Raw genomic sequence first — 24,986 nt, 5'->3', positions numbered from 1 at the left:
ATCTGCAAGGTTTTTCAATGAAAAAAGGTTTGATTAACTGTCAAAGTCGGGAAATACACCTGTCCATACCAAAAGCATAATCCAAAGACTTTCTTCTATAGAATATCCGATTGATATATTGTCATTTATTCTTCGAAATATCGCACTGGTTTGGCTTTGTCCATGGTATTCCGAAAAATATATTCTCTACACAGTCTATTTGGTGATTTTTCCGCTTCTATATTTTAATTCTTAACCGGCAGAAGAATATCCCATTTCAGAACTTATCCTTTCCACATTCTGTTTTCACACATGCGTGTTATAATAGAAGAAAAGAAGTGAACTTCTAAGTTTGGAGGATATAATGAGAATTGGAATAGGATACGATGTTCATAGATTAGTCGAGGGAAGGGATCTCATCATCGGAGGAATCAATATTCCCCATGTGAAAGGTCTGCTTGGTCATTCGGATGCAGATGTTCTTACCCACGCCATCATGGATGCGCTTCTTGGCGCTGCCGCACTAGGCGATCTGGGCACACATTTCCCGGATACGTCTGAGCAGTACAAGGATTCAGACAGCCTGGTTCTTCTTGAAAGAGTGAAGGAAATGCTGTCAGATCTCAGCTTCAAAATCATCAATATCGATGCAGTGATTATCGCACAGGAGCCTAAAATGAAACCCCACATCCCTATGATGAGGGAGAAACTCTCACAGGTTCTCTCACTGCCGCTTGAAGACATCAATATCAAAGCGACCACAGAAGAAGGCCTGGGCTTTACAGGATCAAAGGAAGGTATTTCTTCTCAGGCGGTAGTCCTCATCGATAAAAGGTACTAGACGGAACATCACTTAGGAGGGAGTTTAAATGGAAACACTGTACGAAAACATCTTTAGAAGGAAATCCACAAGGAATTTCAATATGGACACTCTGGATGAAGCCTCCCTTCTGAGGGTTCAGGAAATACTGAATAAAGCACCGGACCTGTTTGAAGGACTGAAAGTCAATTATCACATCATAAAAGACGGGAAGGATTTTTCCGAGAAAGTTACCGGAATCATCGGTGCCTATACGAAAGTCAATGCACCTCACTACATTGTCATCAGCTGCATCGAGCACTCGGGTTTCCGGCAGGCGACAGGCTATTCTCTGGCTCATGTCATTCTGGCCATGAACGATCTCGGTATCGCCACATGCATCACTTATCCTGGTGTGGATAAATCGGTTATCGCAAAATATGCCGACCTTCACGAGAATCAGGTGCCCATTCTGTTCATTGCATTCGGCAATCCCGAGAATCCGCTGGAACTTTACCCGAAACCGGATTACTTCAAAAGAAGAAGTCTTAATGACATCATCATACAGGGTCCGGTCAAGCGTAAATACAAATATATTCTTGAGGCGGTGCGGCTTGCACCATCCTCATTCAATACTCAGCCCTGGCGTTTCTCGGTAGACGGCAACAGAATCCATATCCTCAGGGTAAAACTGGGATTCATCAAAAGCAAGTTTTTCAGTTCTCTGAATAAAATCGATATGGGTATTGCCCTTGCCTACATCATCATTGCGATCAAATCCAAAGGAATGAAATTCAAGCTCATAAAAGACAGCACACCACATGTGGACATGGAATATATGATCACGGTGGAAATCAGAGAATAGGTTAAACGAAGTGGAGGAACATTTATGAAACTGAAAAAGAAAAACCTGGCTTTCGCAGTGATCTTTACCCTCGTGATTCTTTCCATACAGGTGATGGTCCTGAGTAAACCTAAGACTGACACCGCTCAATAATGAAAAATATGTATCCGGATGATAAAGCCCGAGCAAATCTTTGAGATTCGCTCGGGCTTTAATTTTTATGACAGCTTTTGTGCACACAGCATATCAGCTGAAAGCGCTTAGTTCATGGTGAAGGGTTGATATTTCTTAATCGAGAATGTACTGCACATACATCATTCAGAGACTTAACTCATTTTCCTTCATCCTGATGATCAGCCTGCTGTTCACCTCATCTATTGTGTAGTCGATAAAATGATCTTTCGCATTTAATTCTATAAAAGCCATGGAAGAAAGAAGGTCCCGGTCCATGAGAAAATGAACAGAAAAAACATCTCCTTTTCCGATACGGATCAGAATGGTTGAAACCCGGAAAAACTCCATCTCCATCTTATATCTGAGAATCAGTGGTTTTCCATAGTTATCGATGAAATAGTCCTTGTCCCCTTCACGATCCTTTATTGAACGCAGCTCATACTCACCTTTAAAGATATCCTCAAGTTTAAGCATTTCACTCTCCCCTTTCAATTGAAATCACAACTGCGCAGACAGCTATTTTCTCTGTTACCCCCATTATAGGGTAATCCGAGTAAAAGAAAAGTTCCAAAGACTGAATTAACAAATTGGACAAAAAATCTGCAGAGGATATCAGATATTCCCCTGCAGATTCTACAATTTCTTATTTTAAGGATTAGACTTCTTAGTAGGCTTTACCCCAGTACACTAATGTATCGGTTTCTTTCCCACAGCAGATACAGGTATCACTTACTTTTTCCTGTTCGAATGGCATGCATCTTGAGGACAGTCCATAAACTTCCTTGACCTGTTCTTCACAGGCAAGTTCACCACACCACATAGCCTTGATGAAACCAGGCTTGTTGTCCGCAGCATCTCTCATTTCTTCTGGAGTAGTCGCAACTGAAGTCATGTTCTCCATTCTTGCCAGCGCTTTCTCGTATAACGCATCATGGATCTCATTGAGGAGCTCAGGCACCTTTGTCTCAAGATCGTCCATGGATACAAAGATCTTTTCTCTCGTATCTCTTCTGACCAGGACTACCTGATTGTTTTCGATATCCTTAGGTCCTACCTCAAGTCTTAGCGGAACACCCTTCATCTCATATTCGCTGAACTTCCAGCCTGGCTTCTTGTCTGAAGCATCAACCTTGACTCTGGCAACTTTTGAAAGTTTTTCTCTCAGTTCTTCAGCCTTCTCAAGAACGCCTTCCTTATGCTGGGCTACAGGAATGATGACCAGCTGATGAGGTGCAACTCTTGGTGGTAGAATGAGGCCTGAATCGTCTCCATGAACCATGATGATGGCACCGATGACTCTTGTGGAAAGTCCCCAGCTGGTCTGGTGCACATGACTGAGCTTTCCGTCTTTACCGGTATATCGGATGCCGAATGCTTCAGCAAATCCCTGCCCGAAATTATGGGAGGTACCGGACTGCAGTGCCTTACCGTCATGCATAAGCGCTTCTATGGTATAGGTGGCTTCAGCCCCTGCAAACTTCTCCTTGTCTGTTTTTCTTCCTTTGATGACCGGGATAGCAAGGAAATCCTTCATCATATCCGAGTAGACATTCAGCATCTTGATGGTTTCTTCCTGTGCTTCTTCAGCAGTTTCATGGATGGTATGACCTTCCTGCCATAGGAACTCTGAAGTTCTAAGGAAAGGCCTTGTGGTCTTCTCCCATCTTATCACGCTGCACCACTGGTTGTACTTCTTAGGCAGATCATTATAGGACTGCACGATGTTCGAGAAATGTTCACAGAAAAGAGTCTCTGATGTAGGTCTTATACAGAGTCTTTCCTGAAGTTCTTCTGTTCCGCCATGGGTGACCCAGGCAACTTCAGGTGCAAATCCCTCCACATGATCCTTCTCCTTCTGAAGAAGACTCTCAGGAATGAGCATAGGCATATACACATTCTCATGTCCGGTTTCCTTGAATTTTCTGTCAAGATACCCTTGAATGTTTTCCCACAGCGCATAGCCGTAAGGTCTGAGGATTACTGCTCCTTTGACTGTTGAATATTCGATCAGTTCAGCTTTCTTTACGATATCGGTATACCACTGCGCAAAGTCCACATCCATGGAAGTGATGGCTTCTACAAGCTTCTTGTTGTTGTTCATCTGTATTCCCTCCTAAAAAAATAAAAAAAGCATCAATCGAAGGGGCCAAACTTAAATTCGGCGGTACCACCCTAATTGATACTTATGTATCCACTCTAAAGATAACGGCATTCCCCGCTCAATAAAATTGAGAACTCAAAGACAGGTTCCGAAAGCTTTCCTTAAGGGTTCACACCGCTCCCCTCTCTCTTTGCAGGCAGGATTTTCGTACTGGTTCTTCTCATCGTTTATATCATTTAGATTCTATAGGAAAAACGGAATTTGGTCAACTCATTTTTTCAGAAAATGATCCCGGGAAAAGTCAGGCTCAGGTCACACAATCCACCAGGTCTTATATCGCGGATCAAGATACAGGTCATATCTCTCTTTCAGTCTCTTCCTTCTCCCCTCAAGGTGGAAAGTGATTTCTCTTAGGCCATTTCTGTTGGCCGTGGTGATATAGTGAATCTTCTCCACATCTACAGTGAAATATCTTGCTTTATCCACAGCATAATACCTGAACTTCAGGGGAAGAATCTGTCCGTCTTTGGCATAGGTAATGACTTCGCAGGGGTTCTTTCTTTTTACCGGATTATTCATGAGCAGCATCACCACCTTTACTTAATAATAGAACATATATTCTATTTTGTCAATAATACGTGTTCATTCCACCATTTATACCTATATTTAGGATTGACCACTGACTTACCCACAAGATATTGTGGATACTGTGCATAACATTTGAATAAAAAATGAATGTTTCAGGATGTGACTGAGGTTGAAATAATGAAGACAAAAAAGAGAGCCTTAGCTCTCCCTGTTTGTATTATTTAAAGTATTTCAGTGGATTGACTGCACTGCCGTTGATTCTCACTTCGAAGTGCAGATGACTTCCTGTGGATCTTCCTGTACTGCCCATGTTTCCGATCTGCTGTCCCTGTGTCACATTCTGTCCGACCTTTACGTTGATTGAACTAAGATGTGCATAAGCTGTTTCTACTCCACTGGCATGTCTGATGATGATAAATTTTCCGTATGTTCCTTTATTTCCTGCAAAAATGACTTGTCCGTTTCTTGATGCATTCACTCTGGTCCCTTTCGAGTTTGCCAGATCGATTCCTGCATGGAATGAATTTCTCTTTGTTACAGGATGTTTTCTGTTGCCGAAACCGCTTGTCAGTCTTCCTTCAGTAGGTCTGATAAAGGTTGAGGCTCTCTTCTTCTCAAGCTCGATCTGTCTCAGCCTTTCCTGCTCAGCTTTAATTCTCTCCTGTTCGATTCTGATTCTTTCCTGTTCCAGTCTGATTCTTTCTTCTTCAGCTCTGATTTCAGTTTCCAGCTGGGTCTTCTGTACACTTAGTGTTTCAACCTGTACAACGACCTCACCCATTCTGCTGTTCAGCTCTGTATTGACTGCATCTATGGATTCCTTTTCCTTCTGAAGAGAAATCATGTTTGTCTGACTTTTATAAAGATCTTCTTTCAGATTCAGGATCTTTTCATTGAGGCCATCTTCTATCGCTTTGCGGTCTTCGGCTTTCAGGAATTCTCCCTGATAGGCTTCAAACTCATCCAGAGTTGAATGTACAGCACCTAGAAGATCAGCAAGTTCCATTTTGACATACCCGCCTGATATGGAAAGCATCGCTGCCTGAATGATATTGGATGGTTTTGTGGTATCCAGCATCCCGAGTTTCTTCTCGGTAACTTCTAAATTCTCTCTTAAATACTCTGCTCTTATGCGATGAATTTCTTTATCTTGATTAATTTGTTCGATTTCATTAAGATTGACTTCTATTTTAGTTTCAGTCTCCTGCTTGATCAGGCTGACTGCTTCAATTTCACTATTCACTGTACCCAACATTGCTTTTTTATCTTCAACAGCATGTACTGTATCTACGGAAAACCCGCTTAAAGTACCTGCGATAAGAATTGCTGCAATCATACTTTTTAAATGCTTCATCTGTTTCCTCCATGTCACTTTTTACGACTTCCTTATAATAAGTCGTTTTTATGAAGAAAATATGAAGATGTTGAAGTATTTTTTACATTAAGTTAAAGATGCTCTTTACAACTTTCCGCAATGCGCATGAATACAGGGCTTTGTCACTACTTTGTCATCTCTTTATTTTCAATAAATTAATTTAAATATAAAAACGTAAAGAAGTAATGGAAAAGACTACCACCCAGAATAAACAGGTGAAACAGTTCATGGAAACCGAGTGATCTGGAAAAGTTAGGTTTCTTGATCATATAGATAAATCCCCCGATGCTGTAGAGAATCCCCCCGGTCAGGAGCAGCAGAAATCCTTCAAATTCTATGCTTCTATAAACATCTCCGATGAAGAAAACAACGATCCATCCCATGAAAAGATAGAAAAATGTATAAAGAACTCTCGGTATGTTACTTATGAACACTTTTGAAACAATACCGAACAGAGCGATTCCCCAGATTACAAGTAGAATGATGTTCCTTTTGCTTCCTTCAAGGACACTTAGACACATGGGCGTATAGCTGCCTGCAATCAGTACATAAATCATACTGTGATCAAGCTTCTTCAGCCTCTTTATTCCTTTTTCACTGCCATTATAGCCATGATAGATTCCGCTTGCAAGGTATAGAAGAATCAGACTGATTCCGAAAATGGTGACGCCCGCTATACTTTCAGCCGAAGCATTCATGACCACTCTCTGTATGATGAGTATAATGGTCCCGATGAAGAAAATCAGGGCACCACCCAGATGGGTGAGGGAGTTTATGGGTTCTCTCAGTTTTATGTTTTTCATAGTGTACTCCTTATGTAGTTATTAAAACTATGTGATGTCTTATTAGTATTATACTTCATTCAACCATAAAATCAATCAATAAATCCCAAAAAATACATATTCATATTGCTTGCATGTAGTTTAGTAAACCAGATATAATCAGAATGAATGATATACAGCTTAAAGGAGAACCTTATGAAAGAACGATTAAGACTGCCGAAAATCGAAGAGATCCCGGATTTTGGACTTTATATGGATCAGGTCATCACCTTCATGGATAAAGTCTATCCGCAGAAGTCCCTGACCAAGACCATGATCAACAACTACACCAAGGACAAGATTCTCTACACATCGAATAAAAAGAAATATTCAAGGGAACATCTGATGCTTCTGTCTCTAATACAGATACTCAAAAAGACTTTAAGTCTCCCAGAAATCAAAATCCTTCTTGGACCCATTTCAGCGGAATCTTCCACAGGAAATCATGAAGAGTTATACCGGTTATATGAAGATTTCTATACATCCTTTCAATCAGTCATTGAAATCGCCGGAGAGACTGCACGAAAAGTCACGGAAAATCTGACTGATGAAAAGGTGATAACCTTAACGTATTCTCTTATATCCGCATATTTCGCTATTCTTTCTGAAGAACGGATCCTAACTCAGAACTGATATGATAACGATTAACTTGAGTTACTTAAACATAGTATTGTTAACAGTTATTTCTTTTAGTTTTCACAATCCATTATTAAGCCTCCTGTATTATGGATATTAGGCAGTCGATTTTTGAGTGAAACGCTCGAATCTGCTCGAATATTTACAGAAATGAAGGCGATAAATATGAAAACATTAGAACTCGGTGCAGTGCACCTCAATGTAAACAATATACAAAAACTGAAGATATATTATGAGAAGCTCGGGTTTAATGCAAAAGAAACGGATGATGGAGTTGAGCTTTCAGCAGGCAACAGAACTTTACTTGTACTGCATCCCACAACTCTTACAAGAAGACACGAAGTCGGCCTCTATCACTTTGCGCTTCTACTTCCTGAAAGAAAAGATCTGGGAAACTTTCTCTATCATGCTGCAGCAAATAAAATTCTCATGTCCGGATTCTCTGACCACCATGTTTCTGAAGCCATATACCTGTCAGATCCTGAAGGAAACGGTATAGAAGTCTATCGAGACAAGCCTGAAGATGAGTGGAGAGTAGGAGGCAAAATCCATATGACCACTGAACCCATGGATATAGACGGGGTCCTCGAATCCCGCACCAGCAACAGTAGCGATAAATTTCCTGAAGGGACCATCATGGGTCATGTCCATCTGCATGTCCTTGACGTAGATGAGTCGGACAGGCACTACAATAATACCCTCGGACTCGAGAAGATGCTCGATTATCCCATGGCCGGTTTTTTTTCAAGAGACAGCTACCACCATCATCTGGGCATGAACACCTGGCTAAGAGGGAATCCAAAAGCCAAGGAAGACGGTTATCCCGGCATCATGAAGTTTGAGGTTCATCTCGAGCCCTCAGTATTTGACAAGCTGTTTGGTAAAGACTCAGAGGTTGTAGAGAAAAGAGATCCTAATCATATTCTCTATACGGTTTCCCGAGGATTACCAGAAGCTCAATAATAATAATGCTTCCTCCTAATTGAAATATACTTACTCTTTTTTGTATATTTCAACATAAATCGACCCCGAAGAACATATTCTTCGGGGTTTTACGATTCTATTTGTTTTCATATGCAGTATGGATGATTTCTTTGATGTACCCTTGTCTGTATGCATTGACGAGCTGAAGCAGATCATCCACCTGGGACTTCAGTTCAAACCCGGTATCGGTATCTGCTACTCTCCTTCTGCTTCGTACACTCTCAAGAACCATCACCGTAGACACGATATCTTTCTCTTCAATAATGGCTTTCTGCGTAGATTCAAAAGGCTCATGGCTGACAAGATTCAGACCATGGGAATTATAGATCAGCGTATAGCCGGCAATTCCTGTCTCCTTCTGATAAGCCTTGGCAAATCCGCCATCTATGACAAGAAGTTTACCCCCCGCCTTGATCGGACTTTCTCCCTTAACCACCTTCACCGGTACGTGTCCATTGACCAGATGCGAACTGTCTTTGTCGAGGCCAAAATCTTCCAGAATCTTGTCGATCCATTCAATTTTCTCTCTATCTCTGTAATATGGGTTCTTCTCTTCCTCGTGCGTTACCTTGTCCTCAATGAAGTAGCGTTCAAATGTCGCCATCTTTCTCTTACCGAAAAGAGGAGATGCAGGTCCGCACCAGAGATACCACATGGCATCAAGCCCCTGTTCCTTCAGAATCGGATCATTATTGAAGTAGCCCTGCCTTGCAAGTCGGTCCAGCTCATCCAGAGCTTTTCTTCCCTGATACAATGCACCGTCAATAACGATATCCATGAAGGATCCGTCATCTTTCATGGGAATGCATCCATGAAGAAGAAGATTTCCGTTGAATACCTTATACATGCTGCCCTTTGAGTAGAGAAGCTTCACATGGTCGTTCAGTCTCATGGAATTCATGAACGAACGCTTCAGTCTTAATATGATGCTTTTTTCCTCTTCAGAAAGAATGAAAGGATTTTCCGGGTCAATTGTGGGGAACTCCGTTGAGTTCAGAGGATATTCAACATCATCGATCATGATGGTCCCCTTCTTATAGTCGATCATATCCAGAAGCATACGGTCATTCATTTCATATTCAGGATGTCTGTAGATGATTTCTGCTTCAAGTTTCATCTGTATAATGAAGATCGCTTTATGAATCTTCGCAGACATTTCCAGTTCTTTGAAATTCTTGTCCGTCACTTCAACGCCCTTTGGCATGAACTTCGCCAGTTCATCGCTGCCGTAGGTATCCATGGCAAATGTGGCCAGTGGAAGAAGATTGATTCCGTACCGGTCTTCCAGAAGCTCAAGATGGTTGTATCTTGAGGTGATTCTGACTACATTGGCGATCAGCGCTTCATTTCCCGCGCAGGCGCCCATCCAGATCATGTCGTGATTCCCCCACTGGATATCCAGAGAATGATACTCCTTCAGCATGTCCATGATGATATCGGCACCAGGACCTCTATCGTAGATGTCTCCGATGATATGAAGACGATCTACAGCAAATCTCTGAATGAGATTGCAGATGGCGACGATGAATGATTTAGCCCGGTCCAGCTCTATAATGGTTTCGATGATCTTGTTGTAGTAATCATATTTATTGATTCTGTCCTCATTTTCATTCAGAAGCTCATCGAGAATATAGGCAAATTCCTTAGGAAACGCCTTTCTGACCTTGGACCTTGTATATTTGGATGAGACTCTTTTGCAGACCTCGATCAGTCTGAAAAGGTGGATTCTGTACCAGTCATCCACTTCTCTTTCATTGATATCCAGCATATCCAGTTTTTCTGTAGGATAGTAGATGAGCGTAGCCAGCGCTTTCTTCTCTGATTCTCTCAGAGAGTTCCCATAGATTTCATTGATTTTATTCCGTATGACCCCTGATGCATTCTTCAGCACATGTCGAAAGGATTCAAATTCCCCATGAATATCAGAAATATAATGTTCGGTTCCTTTCGGTAGATCCAGTATAGCCTGCAGATTGATGATCTCCGTCGTTGCTGAATCGATTGTCGGATACTGTTTGGCAAGCAGCTTGAGATAATCAAGATCTCTAACTGTCTCCACTTCCTTTCCGGTTAATTCATTTGTCATGATAACGCCCCCAATAAATAAACAAAAACTCTTTTCTATCCATATTATACAATAGATTATTCCCGTGCCCACAGGGATTTCAGAAATAACAGGCATATCCATCCAAAAACCAGCAGAAACTCATCCCTCATCCATCCAGCATCTACAAACGTCCACAAAACCTGAAGCCTTGGACAGTCTGTATAGTTCATTGATGCTCAGCTCAACTGCACTCTTGTCGCTGCCGCAGGCTGGAAGAACCGTTTCAAATCTCTTCAAAGATACATCAAGATAGATTTCAGTCCCTTTCGGAACCAGAAACGGACAGACCCCACCTACAGGATGCCCGGTATATTTCTCCACATCTTCATGATTCAGCATTTTGGCTTTAATCCCGAACGCATCTTTAAACTTCCTGCTGTCAACCCTTGCATCCCCTGCAGCCACCACAAGAACTGCACCCTCTTTTCCATAAAAGGACAGTGTCTTTGCGATTCTTGCTGGAATAACCCCAGCGGCTTCAGCCGCGAGATCAACGGTTGCGCTGGATACCGAAAATTCCTTCACCCTGTCGATGAGTCCTTCACGCTGAAAATATGATTTTACTTCTTCAATCCCCATTTTAACCCCACAATTTATATCTGATCGTAAAAGGAAAGACCTGCAATAAATACAAGTCTTCCATCGTTCAGCTTATTTCTCTTCTTCCAGTTTTGTGTTCACTTCTTCAAGCTCTGTGTGATCATAGTCTCCGAACCAGTCATGCAGCTTCTTTCTTGCCTTCTCCTTGATGTCCGCATCGATATAGAAAGCGATGGCGACCAGCGCAGCTGTCAGCGCCGCATAATCATCAGTATACCCTGCGATGGGAATGAAATCGGGAATCAGGTCAATGGGTAAGATGAAATACCCTAATGCTCCGATGATCACAGATTTTGCCCACTTCGGCGTTGTCGGTTTCTGTAGAGTGTAGAAAAGAAGCAATGCCAGATAGATGATCTTTATGCCCGCTTTCTTCGCAAACTTGAAGATTTTCTTGAATAACCCGTCTTCAGTATATGCTTTGCTGTACTTCTCATCTTTGATTTCTTCCTGATAATCCATATGTTCCTCCTACTGATTTTGATCTGATTATATCATAGAAGAATCCGGTGATTTCAGATATGAATACATTATTGTCAAAATATTAATCTATAGCAGACGCCGCTTTCCTCTTTTCATAAAACTGCTCCGCATTACACTTGTCCCTGAGCTTTTTTTATCAGGTGAAACTAAGATAAAGATTTAAATTTTGTACCGCTTCAGGAAACATTTGTATTGGATTTCATTGAAAAGCAGCGCTATACCCTTTACTATTAAATTATACCCCTAGATTTAATACCGATACTCCTAAACTCTCTATATATTAAAAATATCCCTCTTTAAGGACGTGATGCCGATATTCATCAGGTCCCTAAGGAGGGTATTTTTATGCTGTTTTTCCTCAAATTCGATATGATTGCCTGTTGATTACACAAATAAAGAGCTGTCCTGGGTTTACTTCTCAATTAACATATGTTATTCTTAACATATGTTATAAACAAAAGGAGGCGTTTCCTTTGTCCCTGAATCATGTTATCCTTGGTCTGCTCACAAGAGAGCCTCTTACAGGATATGAAATCAAAAAAATCATTCAGAGCTCTCCCTATATGTACTGGTCGGGAAACAACAATCAGATCTATAAATCCTTCGCAGATCTTCTGGATGAAGCCTATGTCACAAAAGAGATACAACATCAGAATGGCGCACCGTCAAAAAACATCTACTCCATCACGGAGGATGGTCTTTCAGAATTCAGAAACTGGATGCTTTCTCTTACTGAAGAACCCACTTTCAGAAATCAGTTTCTCATAAAGCTCTCCCTGGCAGATGCGATGAAAGATCATGAACTGGAAAGTATACTGAGCGATTACGAAAACGTCGTCAGAATGCACCTCATTCTAGCTGAAAAGAACAGGTCAGATATGAAACTGCCCCAGAAGACATCGGACCGTAACAGCATTCACCTTGATTTTATTCATGATAATCTCTGCAGCTTCTATGAAACAGAGCTTTCCTGGATCAGCAGAGTGAAAACCTATCTCGACTCACTTCCCCAGGAAGTCAATCCATCGATCGGCAGCGAAACACCGGATACAGAAAAGGAGCAGAATATGCTGAATACAAGAATTACAGAAACGAAAAATCATAAGAGAGTACTGCACATCACAGAAAGTGGCACTCTTCTCAATCAGGAACAGGAATCTCTGGATATCATCTCACTCTGCGCTGAACACGATGTCAGTACGGTACTTCTTGAAGGACCCAGTCTTTCCGAGAATTTTCTTCAGCTTAGAACCGGTGTTGCCGGAGGTATTCTTCAGAAATTTACGAACTATAATATAAAAGTGGCAGCTGTTGTTCATGAAAAGCAGGATTATCCGCTTCGTTTCCAGGAAATGATTAAAGAATTGGAACGTGGGAACACCTTCAGGATTTTCGATAACCTTGAAGATGCGAAAAACTGGCTTTAGAACATATATAACGGTAAGTCTCGCTTTACCTGTGGAAAATCAATCAGAAGATAGTACTCAAACAAGCAAGAAAAGCATATCTTAAAGATATGCTTTTCTTGCTTGCTGCCGTTTATCGAAAATCTTCTGCCGATTTTCTTATGGCTCAACAAAAACAGTAGTAAATGCTTCAACATTACCATCCACTGTTACCTGAATTTTGTCATAATCAGGATTCAGTTTATACTGATAAACAGCTGTTCCGGGCTGCTTCTGGTCCTCTGTCTCAAGATGGATTGTGAGCGTCTTATCCTTAACAGCATAAGACATCGTTTTAATCCCTTTTTCGATTCCATGAAAGAGAATGAACTTCTCCTTAGGATAATTAATCGCATATATCCCTTCATCAGTTATTCTGTTCATGGTTACACGAATTTCGTTCGTCATTTTATGGGGCACGACAATTTCCTTATCTTCAGTACATCCGGATAAGCCTATTGAAAACAGGACAATCGTGACTAGACATAACTTTCTCCACATTTCCTTCTCCTTGCTGTCTGATTCTTTCTTAAATATAAAACAGTTTCACTTATCTAAGCAGTCTTTAACGGTACTTCAATGCTGTGTATTATGATATTATTCTGTCCACTCAATTATGCTGTGATTTATCGAAATAATCCCGTCTTCCCTGGTAAAATATGTTTCCAGATTCTCCTTCGTCTCATCAAAGATTTCACGTGATACAAGAGTTCCTTCAGGACTCTTTTTATGGGTCTCCACAATGATATATTCCGCATCCGATAGAGGTTTATACGTTTCAGGGAGTTTACCCGGCTCATACTCTTTCTCGGAAAGGGGCTTATTCTTTTCATCCATTTCAATAACTCTGATCATCTCAGGTCTGAACATCATTACCAGATTGACTTTAACATTTGTTCTGACTGTTTTAGTGACTCCATTTTCAGTGACGGTTGTGAATTCATCCATGGCATGAGATGCCTGGGATCCCTCTTCAGCACCATCGAGACCCATACCAGGCCCAGAACGCATGGCATAGACGTCACCATCTTCTTCCTGGTACACAGGATTGAAATACCAGACTGCCTCCCCCGATTCAGGAGTATATCGGATGGTTCCTTCAATCTCAGATTTTTCTTCTTCATCTGTAAACGTGAAATGACTGGAAGCATCGCTGATGACTTCTCCTATGAGCGCTGAGTAGCTGACTTCTTCATTCTCCCTGATTTCCACTGAGATGAATGTGTATCCTTCCTGGTTAAAGTCATAAGTTTTCTCTTCTTCTTTGAACTCTGCATAAAATTTTCCATCCACACCGTTCTCATTCCTCGGCAGATTGGAGAGTTCTTCTTCAGTCATTTCTTCAATCTCCGTGTCTATATATACCTTCGACCCGATGCTTGAACCTCTTGTCACAAATACACCCACAAAGCGATCTCCAGAGAAAGACTCACCTGCTTTTCCTTCCAGTGCAAGCTGGCATCCGGTGAACAGCATAAGTGAGAGGACCAGAACGGACAGATATTTTCGTTTATTCTTCATCATCATTATCCTCCAGATTTCCATCGAATTTCAGAATATCACCCACATCGCATCCCAGAAAATAGCAGATCCTGTTCACCGTTGCGAATCTTATGCCCTTTGCTTTCCCGCTGCGCAGGATGGATAGATTTGCTTCCGTTATACCAACCTTAAGACACAGCTCTTTTGAGGTCATCCCTCTCTCCTTCAGCACATCTTCAAGGTGCACCTTAATGGCCATCTTACCACCCTCCTTCTATATGAACATATCATTATCCTGTTTAAGTGCTTTATTCTCTCTGACAAATTGAGTAAGCATAAGAACAGAAAGGATAAATATCAGGGACATAAACGGAATTTCCAGTGTGGTATCTGCTACAGATAAGTTTTTCAGAAACATAAACTGCAGCAGATGGAAACTCATACTGGCCGAAACGATAATTGTTAAGGTCTTTCTGCATAGCTTTGTGAGACTTTCAGCACTTTTCGCTGTCTCTTCCGAGTATCTGTCTTTCCCGATTTCATCCAGAAGTTCAATAACGGCCAGAACCACAATGATATTCATAAGATAAGGGAGTGCCATGACTGCATGCCGTATAAAGAGAAATGTCTCACTGGCTGTGATTCCATAGCCAAGACCCGTATTCCCGGCATACAGCGCATCTCTTGCTTTCATGAAATTTCCGAAAATGACACCGAAAACATACAGAACATAATACCCGCTGAGAAAACTCAGTAGAACTCTCAGGTACCGGGTTATTTTCAGAAGGCCCGTATCGTAGAACTGTCTGAGGATTTTCAGCACACCGTATCCCATAAGTACAATATAGAAAGTCAGACTGATTGTTGCTTTCCCGATATCAGCAGGCATACCTTGAGGAAAGACTGCACTCATTGTCCCCGGATTGATCATAAAGTAGATCATAGCAAACAGAATTATACTGAGCACAAAAAGAAGAAGATCTTCAGCAAACACTTTTCCCTTTCTGTATCGCATCATGTATAGCAAAACCGGAGAAATACAGATGGCCGCATAAAGAGTCAGTGCAAGGATATTTCCAGAAGTTCCTGATAGAGACAGATATCTCAGCGCAAAACCTGCCTGCTCAAATGGGAATGCAAAGACTGAAGTAACTACACTTGGCAGGCTGTCTCTGATGAAAAAGAACATCAGACATAAAGCAGCCTCCACACTTAGGATCGGGACCAGCAGTTTTCGTTTCATAATCTCCTCCAGTTTCATGTCCAAATTATTGTTTCGCGATAATTTAATCACAGTATATCTCATAAATTATTGTTACGCAATAATTTTCTGAAAATAAATTGTTTCTTCTCGATAACAGATTCATTAATATTTCCAGATCATTTTTTTACCGCGATAATACATCTACTGATTAGTTCATACGGACTGATTGCGCATATAAAAACAGCCGCATCAATTCTCTGATGCGGCTGCCTGAATATATGCTACATAGTAATATCGTCCGTCTTCCCTACCTTATTCAGAATGAGAAGCGAGATAATGGTGAGAAGAGTCAGAATGGTTGATAAAGCACCCGCTACGCCGTAATTTCCTCGTATGACCTGCGTATAGATTGCAATAGTCATCGTCTGCGTTCTTACAGTATAAAGCAGTATTGCTGTGGCAAGCTCCGAAATCATTGTAATCCAGCTCAGAATCGCCCCTGCAATGATACCTGGCAGCATCATCGGTACGGTAATTCTGATAAAGGTGTTGATCTTGGAACTTCCAAGACTTGAGGCAGCCTCTTCGGTGGACATCGGAATCTGCTGAATGGCATTGACCGATGATCTGATGGAATATGGAAGTCTTCTTATAACCAGCGCCAGTACCATAATGGTTGTCGTTCCACCTATGGCAAGTATACCAGTATTCGCGATGCCGTTATTGAAAGCTAGCAGGAATGCAATACCCATAACCGTACCTGGAATGATGTAAGGAATCATTGAGACAATATCGATACTTCCTGTGGCAAGGTTACTTCTTCTTACCGTAAGATATGCAATGATGACCCCGATCACAACAGTCAGAATCAGTGCAATAAATGGTATTCTCAGTGTATTCCAGATGATATCTGACATACCCGTGAAAGCTCTTCTGTAACTGTCCAGTGAATACCCCTCCACAAAGACCATACCACTTGTTTTCTTGAACGAGGTATACATGATGTATACCTGAGGAAGGATAGAAATCAGTACAACAGCATAGATAAAGATATGCATCACTGCCTTGAGCCACCCCTTAGCTGTACTGATCTCAATAGGCCTTAAGGTATGCATCGTGATCACATTCCTATTGGCTATATATTTCTGAATCAGAAATATGATTGTAGTGATGATGACAGCGATAATCGAAATTGCACTGGCAAAGCCTGCACTTCCTCCCACTTCTCCGACGAACTCATTGAATATAAGAACCGGAAAAGTTCTGTATCCTTCTCCAATCAGCATAGGCGTTCCAAAGTCCGCCAGAGCCCTCATGAATACAAGAAGAGACGAGGACAGAAGTGTCGGGATGATCAGCGGAAGAATAACCTTGTAAAAACGCTGGAATCCCGTTACCCCCATATTTTCAGCAGCTTCAAGGAGCGACATGTCAATCTTTCTCATAGATCCGCCGACCATAAGGAATACAAGTGGGTATAGCTGAAGGGTAAAAACCAGAACAATACCCAGAATTCCATATATTTCAGGCGTCTGGATACCAAGTCTTCCGAAGAAATTGGTGATGACACCATTTCTGCCCAATAGCAGAATCCAGGAATATGCACCGATGAACGGAGCGGACATAGATGCAAGAATGATGAAGATTCTTAAGACCTTTTTTCCTGCAATCCTGTACATGGTGAAGAAGTAGGCAATGATGGTACCGATGACCAGCGCAAAAACTGTACCCAGTGTTGAGACAACAAAGGAATTTTTCAGCGTTGTCGAGTAATACGACTGAGAAAAAAACTTTGTGAAATTAGCAAGTGTAAACCCGGTTTCGTTGAAAAGTGCCAGTTTCAGAAGATTTGCTATGGGATAAACCAGAAATACGATATACAGCAGTGTAACGAGAATAGTTTGTGCGTCCCATACATCAAATATTCTCCTTGATTTCTTCATCTTATGCTCAGATTTGACAGGCCATCCGAAGTGAATATATTGATTTTATCTATTTTCACTCCTACCAGAATTTCCTGGCCGTCATTAAAAGTATCATCGAGGTTTGATTCCTCGACCATCTGGATCTGTGTTCCGTCATCCAGGACACAGTAGTATTCTGTATTTAATCCAAGATACACACTGTGAACTATTTTTGCACGGATCCCGTCAGCTTCTGCCGGGATAAAGTCTTCGGGACGAATGCTCACTCGTACTTTCTGATCTTTTTCATCGTTCAGTCTGGGATAAAGAAAACTATAACCGTTATTCAGATTGATTCTTGCAGTTCCGTTTTCATGGACCAGATCACCCTCAAGAAGATTGGTTCTTCCGATAAAGGAAGCGACGAATACGTTCTGAGGTCGATGATAGATTTCTCTTGGCTTTCCCAGGTGCTGGATGATTCCATCCTTCATGACTGCGATTTCGTCGCTTATGGCCATGGCTTCTTCCTGATCATGTGTGACATAGACGGTTGTTATCCCTACTTTGTTCTGGATTTCTCTTATAGCCTCTCTCATTTCAACTCTAAGTTTTGCATCCAGATTGGATAAGGGTTCATCCATAAGCAGTACATCAGGTTCAATGACCAGCGCTCGAGCAAGTGCTACACGCTGCTGCTGTCCTCCTGAGAGCTTATCCGGTTTTCTGTCCGCATAATCATAGATCTGCATAAGCTTCAGAAAATGATCCACTTTACTGTTCATGGTTTCTTTGTCCATCTTTCTCTGTTTAAGACCAAATTCAACATTTTCACGGACGGTTAGATGTGGAAAAATGGCATAGTTCTGAAAGACCATGCCGATGTTTCTTTTGCTGGGATCCATATTGTTTATACGAGTATCATTGAAATAGAAATCTCCACCCTCAATACTGTTGAATCCTGCAATCATTCTGAGCAATGTCGTTTTACCACACCCGGATGGCCCTAGAAGGGTGAAGAGCTGACCGTCCTTCACCCTGAGGCTCAAATCCTTTATCACCGTGATGCTGCCGAATCTTTTTACCGCATCATTAATGATAATCTCACTCATTTAGCTGCTCCTTATTTGTTTGATTCGATTTCAGCAAAGATCGTCTTGAATTTCTCTACCATCTCATCTTTATGTTCTCTAACATAGTCAATATCTTCCTGTAATGTATTTATATCTTCTAAAGGTGTCATTGTATCACTTGTCTTAACTTCTTTCAGTACAGGCCTGTTGGTCGTTTCTGTACCGTAAGTATCCTGAGTTTCTTGTGAAATGATAAAATCGATAAACAGTTTTGCATTTTCCATATTCTTTGCACCCTTGATGATTGCAGAACCTGCAGGAAGGAACACAGCACCTTCTTTAGGATAAACGATGCTGACATCCGCTCCACTGTTGACGAGTGCAACTGAAGGATCTTCATAGGTCAGTCCAACGACCATTTCACCGTCTGCTACAGATTTATAGACGTTTGAAGAACCTGAAGCGATCTTGCCATCGATATTTGTGAAAAGCTCCTTTACATAATCCCATGCACCTTGATCTTCATAACCACCCATAGCAAGAAGCATATTGGTGAGCTGTGCAAAAGCACTGGATGAGGATGCAGGATCAGCTGTTGCAATCTTACCTTTAAGTTGTTCATTAAGAAGATCTTCATAACCTTCTATCTTAAGATCGCCGAGCAGACTGTTGTTCACAATAAGCATACTTCCGTCCAGAACATAAGGTGTGATGTATCCGGTTTTGTTCTGATAGTCTTCGATAACTTTATCATTGTTCGCAGAGGTGTATGGTTCGAACAGATCTTCGTTCTGTGTGAAAGTTGAGTACGCACCACCGAACATGACATCGGCAACAGGATTGTTCTTCTCAGAATCCATCTTTGTAAACAGTTCTCCTGTACCTGCCTGAATAAGATCCACTTTTATATCATACTTTTCTTCAAAAGCGGGTATCGTAGAAGCAATCAATCCTTCAGAGTTGGGTGAATAAACAACAAGCGACTTGGAATCCGCGCCTTCTTTAGCTCCGCATCCAGCGAGTACCATAGCTGCAACGACAAGTACTGATAATACTTTTTTCATTATTATTCCTCCTAGGACATATTATTGAATCCCGCGTGTTAAACGTATTCATACCCTAATTGTAAACCAAATCAGAATATTCGTAAATAGATAGATTTCTGATAGCACTTATTTGAATATCAGATTTTATGAATCAAATCTTACGAAATGATATACTTTAATCTATATAGATACTAAAATGTAATTTAGAAGCCTATACGGAAATACATAAGAATAGACGATCCACACCATATAACAGTGAAAAAACAGGTTCCCGGTCGCATCGGTCATTCTATTTTCACAAGGCATCAGAATCCTCATCCAATAAGTATAGATTGAAGGAGAAATATATGGATAACATTACAGGTCTTTTCTTATCACTATTGTATATTTTTATCATTATCGGCCTTGCCACCCTTGTGGCCAGATTCAGTAGGGGTGCTTCGGAAACCTCGAGAAAACTTGTCCACATCCTTGTGGGAAACTGGGTCTTTCTTACCCCTCTTTTCCATGATCTCTGGGCAGTTGTCCTTATCCCCTTCACCTTTATCATCATAAACAGCCTGAGTCTCAGATATAATCTGATAAAGGCCATGGAAAGAGACGATGACAGTCTTGGTACAGTTTATTATGCGATCAGCCTCTTTGTTCTTTCAGGTGCAGGATTCCTTCTCGGATGGAGATCTCTTCCTTATATCGGAATACTCACCATGGCTTATGGTGATGGTCTGGCGGCAAGTACCGGTAATAGGTGGGGAAAGAGAAAACTCTTCACCTTCGCTCCTGAAAAAACTCTAGCTGGAAGTCTGACCGTTTTTCTGGCTGCGTTTATCGTTACATCCGGAGCCCTTTACGTTTTTCAGTCAGATATTCACCCATCCGGACTCAGTATCCCCCTCATCCTTTTTGTAGCCTTTCTGACCGGTATAGTTTCAGCTTTCATTGAGCTTGTCGGACACAAGGGATGCGATAACCTTACCCTACCCATAGGATCTGCGCTGTTTGCGACACTGAGCATCCGATCTGCAGGTCCCGGTTATTTTATTTATCTTTTCATTTCTGCATCAATACTTATTGCTGCCTTCAGACTGAAATCCATCACAACGGATGGAATGGTTGCTGCACTTCTCACAGCCGTCACCCTCTACTCACTTGGCGGTTTCTGGATCGCATCAGCTCTCCTTGTCTTCTTTATTCTTGGAAGCATTGTGAGTAAAATCAGGAACGATGTGAAAAGAAAGGCGGAAAGTCTGCAGGATGATACAGGAGCAAGAAACTGGAAGCAGGTTCTTGCCAACTCTCTTCCGGCATCTATTCTGCTATGGCTGTTCTATATGTATCCGAATGAAAAGATCTTCCTGCTTCTATCCTTTGCGGTATTTTCCGCAGCAGCTTCAGATACCTTCTCCTCAGAGATAGGGATGATGAGTAAAGGGAAGGTATTCAGTATATTAACGGGTAAGCAGATTCCTAATGGTGTCTCAGGTGGAGTATCCATCATCGGACTGCTTGCTGGCCTTCTCGGCAGCATCCTGCTTTCAGTTCTTACGATTCCTGAATTCGGCATGAGCGGATTCACTGCAGCATCACTTCTCGGTTTTACCGGTACACTCATTGACAGCATACTCGGCGCATCCATGCAGAGAAAGTATAAAGGAGTTAAGGGCAATCTGCAGGATAAGTCAGAGCCTCACCATAATATACCCATAAGCGGATTCCGTTATATCACAAACAATGCAGTTAACCTCATCACGCTGATTCTGGTGCCCGTGATCGGATATATCATTCTGACTTAGCCGAAACCTTGAATCAGACTTCATTAAATTCTGATGAAGCCTGATCATTCCCAGAATTTAATGCATTTTAAAAGTATATTCTATAAATATTACTTAGTTTCGTTACCCTTAGATATCTATGTTATAATAGACTCAAAAACGGAGGTCGCTATGGATACTTATACTTTATCAAACGGAGTCAGAATCCCCGTGATCGGATATGGAACATGGCAGAACGACGACCCTGCTGAATGTGTTCAGGGTGTCGTCGACGCGCTTAATACAGGTTTTACACATATAGACTGTGCCAGAGCCTATGCCAATGAAAGCCTTGTAGGCCAAGGCATTCGCGAGAGCAAAGTGCCAAGAGAAAAACTCTTCATTACAGGTAAACTGAGAAACAGTGCCCATGGTTACGAGAATGTGAAAAAAGAGGTTCAGGCAACACTTAAAGATCTTGGAACCGACTATCTGGATCTCTTCCTTATCCACTGGCCTGTAGTAGAGGGTCATAAGGATGACTGGAATAAGGACAATCTTGATACCTGGAGGGCCTTTGAGGAACTATATGATGAAGGAAAACTTAAAGCCATCGGCGTCAGCAACTTCTCCATTCCTCATCTGAGAAACCTCATCGACAATGCAAGAATAAAGCCCATGGTCAACCAGATTCTCATTCATCCTGGTGTACTTCTTCATGAGGATACGATATTCTGCAGAGAACATGGTATTCTACTTGAAGGTTACTCACCTCTGGCTCCTCTTAAGGTACTCAGCAAGGATGAAGCTTTCAGGAAAATCTGTGAAAATCACCGTAAGTCAGCTGCACAGATTCTTCTGCGTTTTGTGATCGATAATGGAGCCTTACCTCTGACAAAAACGGTACACAGATCCCGTATGGAAGAGAATATCGATGTTCTGGATTTCTCGCTTTCTCCTGAAGAGATGGCCTATCTCAATTCATGGTCGCATCCCGATTTCACTCCACGTGACAATATGAATGAGCGTGCTCCTCAGAAGCTTGATGAAGTGATCGACAGCCATTAATACCGCTTAAGATTATCCTAAAACAGGTCTGCCGAATTGATATCGGCAGACCTGTTTCTTTCACTTTTTTGCACTTAAAGAAAAATCATTCTTATTCAGAATTCTGAGATAACTAAGCCTGATCGGAACTGACTTGGTTTAATGCTTCCAGTTCTGACCATTCGGATTTAAGCACTGCATATTCATAGGTATCCTGCCAGGTGGGTTCGTCATGTTCATCTTTTCTGAAATAAATATTCGCTACGAGATGTCCTTCCCGCCTGAAGGAAAGACGTTCAAGAAGTTTCCATGAAGCAGTATTTTCAGGATTGCACATGGCAGTTACCCGCCATGCATTCAGTTCATTAAATGCATAATCTAGAACAGCCTTCGCTCCTTCAAAGGCAAATCCTCTTTTCTGATAATTCCGGTTAAATACATACCCCAGTTCATAGGTATCAAAGTCATCTTTATCCAGATAGATATTCCCGATCATTTTTTCTGTTTCCTTCAGGCATACCGCGTAGAAGGATTCATGATCCACCCTTTTTTCCGTTTCTCTCTTTACCTGTTCCTTAGTCATCGTTTCATAGGGCTCATACCTGATCACTTCCTCGTCAGACAGGTACTCGTATATATCTTGCCAGTCGCTGGCTTTGAATCTTCTTATTATAAGTCTTTCAGTAACTATACTTTTCATGTCGGTTCTTCCCCTCTTATACAGCAATAACGACATCCCCTTCATTATGACTGGATGCTTTTCATGTTTCTGACACATTCCAGAAATTCAGGGGATCTCGTCCAGTACTTTTTCCCCCAGTTTTCAAAATTCCATTCCTCCATGTATTCATTGCACTCAAAATCTATATAATACAGCTCTTCCTTCAGCACGACAAAATTCGTGGGAAAGTAATCAATATTCAGATTAAACTCGAAGAGTAGCTCGGACATTTTATGAATCTGCCTGAAATAATCAGGTTTCATGCGGTCTTCCAGCACCAGAGCGAAAATCGTATCGCCTTCAATATATTCTTTAAGGATCCGTTCTCGCTTTATATCGATATCCAGCATGACGGGGAGTCTTATCCCCGTCTCAGTCAGTCTTCTGTAGTCATTCACTTCCGCTTCAATCTTGTTGCCAAACTGGTAATCACTGAAGGGTTCGTGATGAATCTGCTTCAGTACAAACCTGTTCAGTCCATCCGTAACCAGATAGGAATATCCGCCTTTTCCTCTGCCCAGAAGCTCCAGTATCGTGTATTTTCTGTCATTTACACTAAGCTCTTTTTCCATAAAAGTTTCCTCCTGATGTCTGTTTACTCTGCAAAAGGCCGATCGAACTTCTTGTCTGAAGCATGATTGCTTCTTAAAAGCATACGCCAGAACATGGAGTCTCCAAGACCGACTTTAAAATAGAACTGCATCCACCTGCTTTTCTTCTTCGTCAGCGAATAGGGTGTCCCAAGCTCTTCAACGATATCCTTCCTGAACGATCTGTGCTCCTCAAAATAGGAACCAAGACTGTTAAGCTTTACGAAGAGTTTTGCATTCATCTTTTCCGGCATCATATAGACGCCTGCTGATCCGCCTTTAATGACTGTACCGAGATAGTCATAGCCCAGCCGCTTTGTAAGGGAGCAAAGATATCTCTCCAGATATTTTGACTGTGCAGCCTCAATGAATCCTGACTGTACAATATATCCCATTGATTTCCCTTCTCCTTCTGCAGGTTTCATTTCCTCAATGAGTTTCATCACAATCCCTGGCATGGCATGAACATAAAGTGGCATAGCCATAATCACCGTATCATAATGTTTCAGATCCTCTGCAATTTTTCTTCCGCTCTCCTTAGCCACATATCTGACTTCACAAGGTGTTTCCATCCCTTTAAGAAACTCCCTGATGAAGATTTCAGTGTTTCCTTTATCTCCTTTCGGGGATCCGTTGATCATGATCATCTTCATACGATCAGCTCCTTTAGGAATTTATCTGCAGGCTTCAGGATTTTCAGTTCACATCGGAACTGATAGAAGGTTCTTCTCATATAATCCTCGAATACCGCCTGGTCTTCAGTATCCGGAAAGGTACCCTCAGTACACTTCAATGTCAGGATACTTTTCATATCTTGGGAGATGCATGGATTCACCGGTTTCATAGCTGATGAACGGCAGATAAAGCGGAATCATCCTGTCAAATAGCGACTTCAGATTACCGCTCACAAATCCCTTGGACAGTTTTAAAAAAAAGATCACCTTATCTGCACGAAGATAAGCTTTGTAGAATGCGTCAAGATCTTTATGGACACACCTGCCTGGAGTTTTCACCCAGCAGGACCAGCATCCCAGACAGTCTTTTACTGTCGTCTGGCTCAAGTCCAGCTGAAAGTCAGAGGAAAGTCCAAATTCACCGGTTTCACTGATGATCACTATTTTCATACTTATTCTCCTCGCATAATATATTTGATCACCAAGTGATCGATTGTTATTTCAATAGGAATATCCATAACTGTGCATTCAAATGTTCCAGTTCTAAAGAAGTACAGC

Annotated in this window: 26 protein-coding genes and 1 other annotated feature; of the genes, 7 read left to right on the top strand and 19 right to left on the bottom strand. The window is 41.6% G+C overall.

Going from position 1 to position 24,986, the window contains the following annotated elements; all coding sequences use genetic code 11:
* Window positions 1-343: 343 nt before the first annotated feature.
* A complete protein-coding gene (ispF, locus tag RTX25_RS10310) occupies window positions 344-820 on the top strand; it encodes a 2-C-methyl-D-erythritol 2,4-cyclodiphosphate synthase (RefSeq protein ID WP_312653368.1) in 477 nt (158 codons plus the stop codon).
* Between the two features lie 28 nt (window positions 821-848).
* Window positions 849-1,643: a nitroreductase family protein gene (locus RTX25_RS10305; protein ID WP_312653366.1), complete on the top strand. Its 795-nt coding sequence runs from the start codon at window positions 849-851 to the stop codon at window positions 1,641-1,643.
* Between the two features lie 297 nt (window positions 1,644-1,940).
* Here RTX25_RS10305 and RTX25_RS10300 read toward each other — a convergent pair whose 3' ends face one another.
* From RTX25_RS10300 to RTX25_RS10280, 5 genes are all read right to left on the bottom strand, one after another.
* On the bottom strand, window positions 1,941-2,270 hold the full coding sequence (locus RTX25_RS10300) for a hypothetical protein (RefSeq protein WP_312653363.1): 330 nt from the start codon (window positions 2,268-2,270) through the stop codon (window positions 1,941-1,943).
* Between the two features lie 190 nt (window positions 2,271-2,460).
* On the bottom strand, window positions 2,461-3,897 hold the full coding sequence (proS, locus tag RTX25_RS10295; RefSeq protein ID WP_312653361.1) for a proline--tRNA ligase: 1,437 nt from the start codon (window positions 3,895-3,897) through the stop codon (window positions 2,461-2,463).
* Between the two features lie 37 nt (window positions 3,898-3,934).
* Window positions 3,935-4,130, bottom strand: a binding site (T-box leader).
* A gap of 79 nt (window positions 4,131-4,209) precedes the next feature.
* Window positions 4,210-4,476, bottom strand: a complete 267-nt coding sequence (locus tag RTX25_RS10290) for a hypothetical protein (protein WP_312653360.1) — start codon at window positions 4,474-4,476, stop codon at window positions 4,210-4,212.
* Window positions 4,477-4,702: 226 nt separating this feature from the next.
* Window positions 4,703-5,839: a peptidoglycan DD-metalloendopeptidase family protein gene (locus RTX25_RS10285; RefSeq protein ID WP_312653358.1), complete on the bottom strand. Its 1,137-nt coding sequence runs from the start codon at window positions 5,837-5,839 to the stop codon at window positions 4,703-4,705.
* 176 nt (window positions 5,840-6,015) lie between these two features.
* Complete coding sequence (locus tag RTX25_RS10280) at window positions 6,016-6,663, bottom strand: hemolysin III family protein (protein WP_312653356.1); 648 nt, start codon at window positions 6,661-6,663, stop codon at window positions 6,016-6,018.
* Between the two features lie 174 nt (window positions 6,664-6,837).
* Between RTX25_RS10280 and RTX25_RS10275 the strand changes: the two genes are divergently transcribed.
* Window positions 6,838-7,314 carry a DUF1836 domain-containing protein gene (locus RTX25_RS10275; protein ID WP_312653354.1) on the top strand — a complete coding sequence of 159 codons (477 nt, stop codon included), beginning with the start codon at window positions 6,838-6,840 and terminating at the stop codon, window positions 7,312-7,314.
* A 168-nt stretch (window positions 7,315-7,482) separates the two neighbouring features.
* Window positions 7,483-8,280: a VOC family protein gene (locus RTX25_RS10270; RefSeq protein ID WP_312653352.1), complete on the top strand. Its 798-nt coding sequence runs from the start codon at window positions 7,483-7,485 to the stop codon at window positions 8,278-8,280.
* Window positions 8,281-8,377: 97 nt separating this feature from the next.
* Here the strand turns inward: RTX25_RS10270 and RTX25_RS10265 are convergent, their stop codons facing one another.
* The 3 genes from RTX25_RS10265 to RTX25_RS10255 form a co-directional block, all read right to left on the bottom strand.
* Window positions 8,378-10,387, bottom strand: a complete 2,010-nt coding sequence (locus tag RTX25_RS10265; RefSeq protein WP_312653350.1) for a fructose-1,6-bisphosphatase — start codon at window positions 10,385-10,387, stop codon at window positions 8,378-8,380.
* A gap of 120 nt (window positions 10,388-10,507) precedes the next feature.
* Entirely contained in the window at window positions 10,508-10,987 is a 480-nt protein-coding gene (locus RTX25_RS10260; protein ID WP_312653348.1) for a YbaK/EbsC family protein, read from the bottom strand.
* A gap of 72 nt (window positions 10,988-11,059) precedes the next feature.
* Window positions 11,060-11,470, bottom strand: a complete 411-nt coding sequence (locus RTX25_RS10255) for a YkvA family protein (protein WP_312653346.1) — start codon at window positions 11,468-11,470, stop codon at window positions 11,060-11,062.
* A gap of 494 nt (window positions 11,471-11,964) precedes the next feature.
* Between RTX25_RS10255 and RTX25_RS10250 the strand changes: the two genes are divergently transcribed.
* The gene (locus RTX25_RS10250; RefSeq protein WP_312653345.1) at window positions 11,965-12,918 is read left to right on the top strand and encodes a DUF4180 domain-containing protein; all 954 of its coding nucleotides are present in this window, start codon (window positions 11,965-11,967) and stop codon (window positions 12,916-12,918) included.
* A 138-nt stretch (window positions 12,919-13,056) separates the two neighbouring features.
* On the opposite strand, the gene RTX25_RS10245 is transcribed toward RTX25_RS10250, so the two are convergent.
* The 7 genes from RTX25_RS10245 to RTX25_RS10215 all read right to left on the bottom strand — a co-directional run bounded on the left by RTX25_RS10245 (window position 13,057) and on the right by RTX25_RS10215 (window position 19,663).
* Window positions 13,057-13,437 carry a hypothetical protein gene (locus RTX25_RS10245; RefSeq protein ID WP_312653343.1) on the bottom strand — a complete coding sequence of 127 codons (381 nt, stop codon included), beginning with the start codon at window positions 13,435-13,437 and terminating at the stop codon, window positions 13,057-13,059.
* Window positions 13,438-13,533: 96 nt separating this feature from the next.
* On the bottom strand, window positions 13,534-14,460 hold the full coding sequence (locus RTX25_RS10240; RefSeq protein WP_312653341.1) for a hypothetical protein: 927 nt from the start codon (window positions 14,458-14,460) through the stop codon (window positions 13,534-13,536).
* A complete protein-coding gene (locus tag RTX25_RS10235; RefSeq protein ID WP_312653339.1) occupies window positions 14,447-14,677 on the bottom strand; it encodes a helix-turn-helix transcriptional regulator in 231 nt (76 codons plus the stop codon). The genes RTX25_RS10240 and RTX25_RS10235 overlap by 14 nt, the downstream gene beginning before the upstream one ends.
* A 15-nt stretch (window positions 14,678-14,692) precedes the next feature.
* Complete coding sequence (locus RTX25_RS10230; RefSeq protein WP_312653337.1) at window positions 14,693-15,661, bottom strand: hypothetical protein; 969 nt, start codon at window positions 15,659-15,661, stop codon at window positions 14,693-14,695.
* A gap of 242 nt (window positions 15,662-15,903) precedes the next feature.
* Window positions 15,904-17,565, bottom strand: coding sequence for an iron ABC transporter permease (locus RTX25_RS10225; RefSeq protein WP_312653336.1), 1,662 nt, complete (start codon window positions 17,563-17,565; stop codon window positions 15,904-15,906).
* Window positions 17,562-18,638: an ABC transporter ATP-binding protein gene (locus RTX25_RS10220; RefSeq protein WP_312653334.1), complete on the bottom strand. Its 1,077-nt coding sequence runs from the start codon at window positions 18,636-18,638 to the stop codon at window positions 17,562-17,564. Before RTX25_RS10220 ends, RTX25_RS10225 begins: the two co-directional genes overlap by 4 nt.
* Before the next feature lie 11 nt (window positions 18,639-18,649).
* Complete coding sequence (locus RTX25_RS10215) at window positions 18,650-19,663, bottom strand: ABC transporter substrate-binding protein (RefSeq protein ID WP_312653333.1); 1,014 nt, start codon at window positions 19,661-19,663, stop codon at window positions 18,650-18,652.
* A 329-nt stretch (window positions 19,664-19,992) separates the two neighbouring features.
* On the opposite strand from RTX25_RS10215, the gene RTX25_RS10210 reads away from it, so the two are divergent.
* Together RTX25_RS10210 and RTX25_RS10205 are read left to right on the top strand one after the other, a co-directional pair.
* A complete protein-coding gene (locus RTX25_RS10210) occupies window positions 19,993-21,438 on the top strand; it encodes a DUF92 domain-containing protein (RefSeq protein ID WP_312653331.1) in 1,446 nt (481 codons plus the stop codon).
* 150 nt (window positions 21,439-21,588) lie between these two features.
* Entirely contained in the window at window positions 21,589-22,464 is an 876-nt protein-coding gene (locus tag RTX25_RS10205) for an aldo/keto reductase (RefSeq protein ID WP_312653329.1), read from the top strand.
* A 112-nt stretch (window positions 22,465-22,576) separates the two neighbouring features.
* On the opposite strand, the gene RTX25_RS10200 is transcribed toward RTX25_RS10205, so the two are convergent.
* The 4 genes from RTX25_RS10200 to RTX25_RS10185 form a co-directional block, all read right to left on the bottom strand.
* Window positions 22,577-23,143 carry a GNAT family protein gene (locus RTX25_RS10200; protein ID WP_312653327.1) on the bottom strand — a complete coding sequence of 189 codons (567 nt, stop codon included), beginning with the start codon at window positions 23,141-23,143 and terminating at the stop codon, window positions 22,577-22,579.
* A gap of 44 nt (window positions 23,144-23,187) precedes the next feature.
* Window positions 23,188-23,736, bottom strand: coding sequence for a hypothetical protein (locus RTX25_RS10195; protein WP_312653325.1), 549 nt, complete (start codon window positions 23,734-23,736; stop codon window positions 23,188-23,190).
* A gap of 23 nt (window positions 23,737-23,759) precedes the next feature.
* Window positions 23,760-24,407, bottom strand: a complete 648-nt coding sequence (locus tag RTX25_RS10190; protein ID WP_312653323.1) for an NAD(P)H dehydrogenase — start codon at window positions 24,405-24,407, stop codon at window positions 23,760-23,762.
* A gap of 126 nt (window positions 24,408-24,533) precedes the next feature.
* Entirely contained in the window at window positions 24,534-24,878 is a 345-nt protein-coding gene (locus RTX25_RS10185; RefSeq protein WP_312653321.1) for a flavodoxin family protein, read from the bottom strand.
* Window positions 24,879-24,986: the final 108 nt, after the last annotated feature.

It is taken from the genome of Proteiniclasticum sp. (assembly GCF_032054185.1).
Taxonomy (GTDB): Bacteria; Bacillota; Clostridia; order Clostridiales; family Clostridiaceae; genus Proteiniclasticum.
This window is presented reverse-complemented; position numbering and strand designations above follow the sequence as displayed.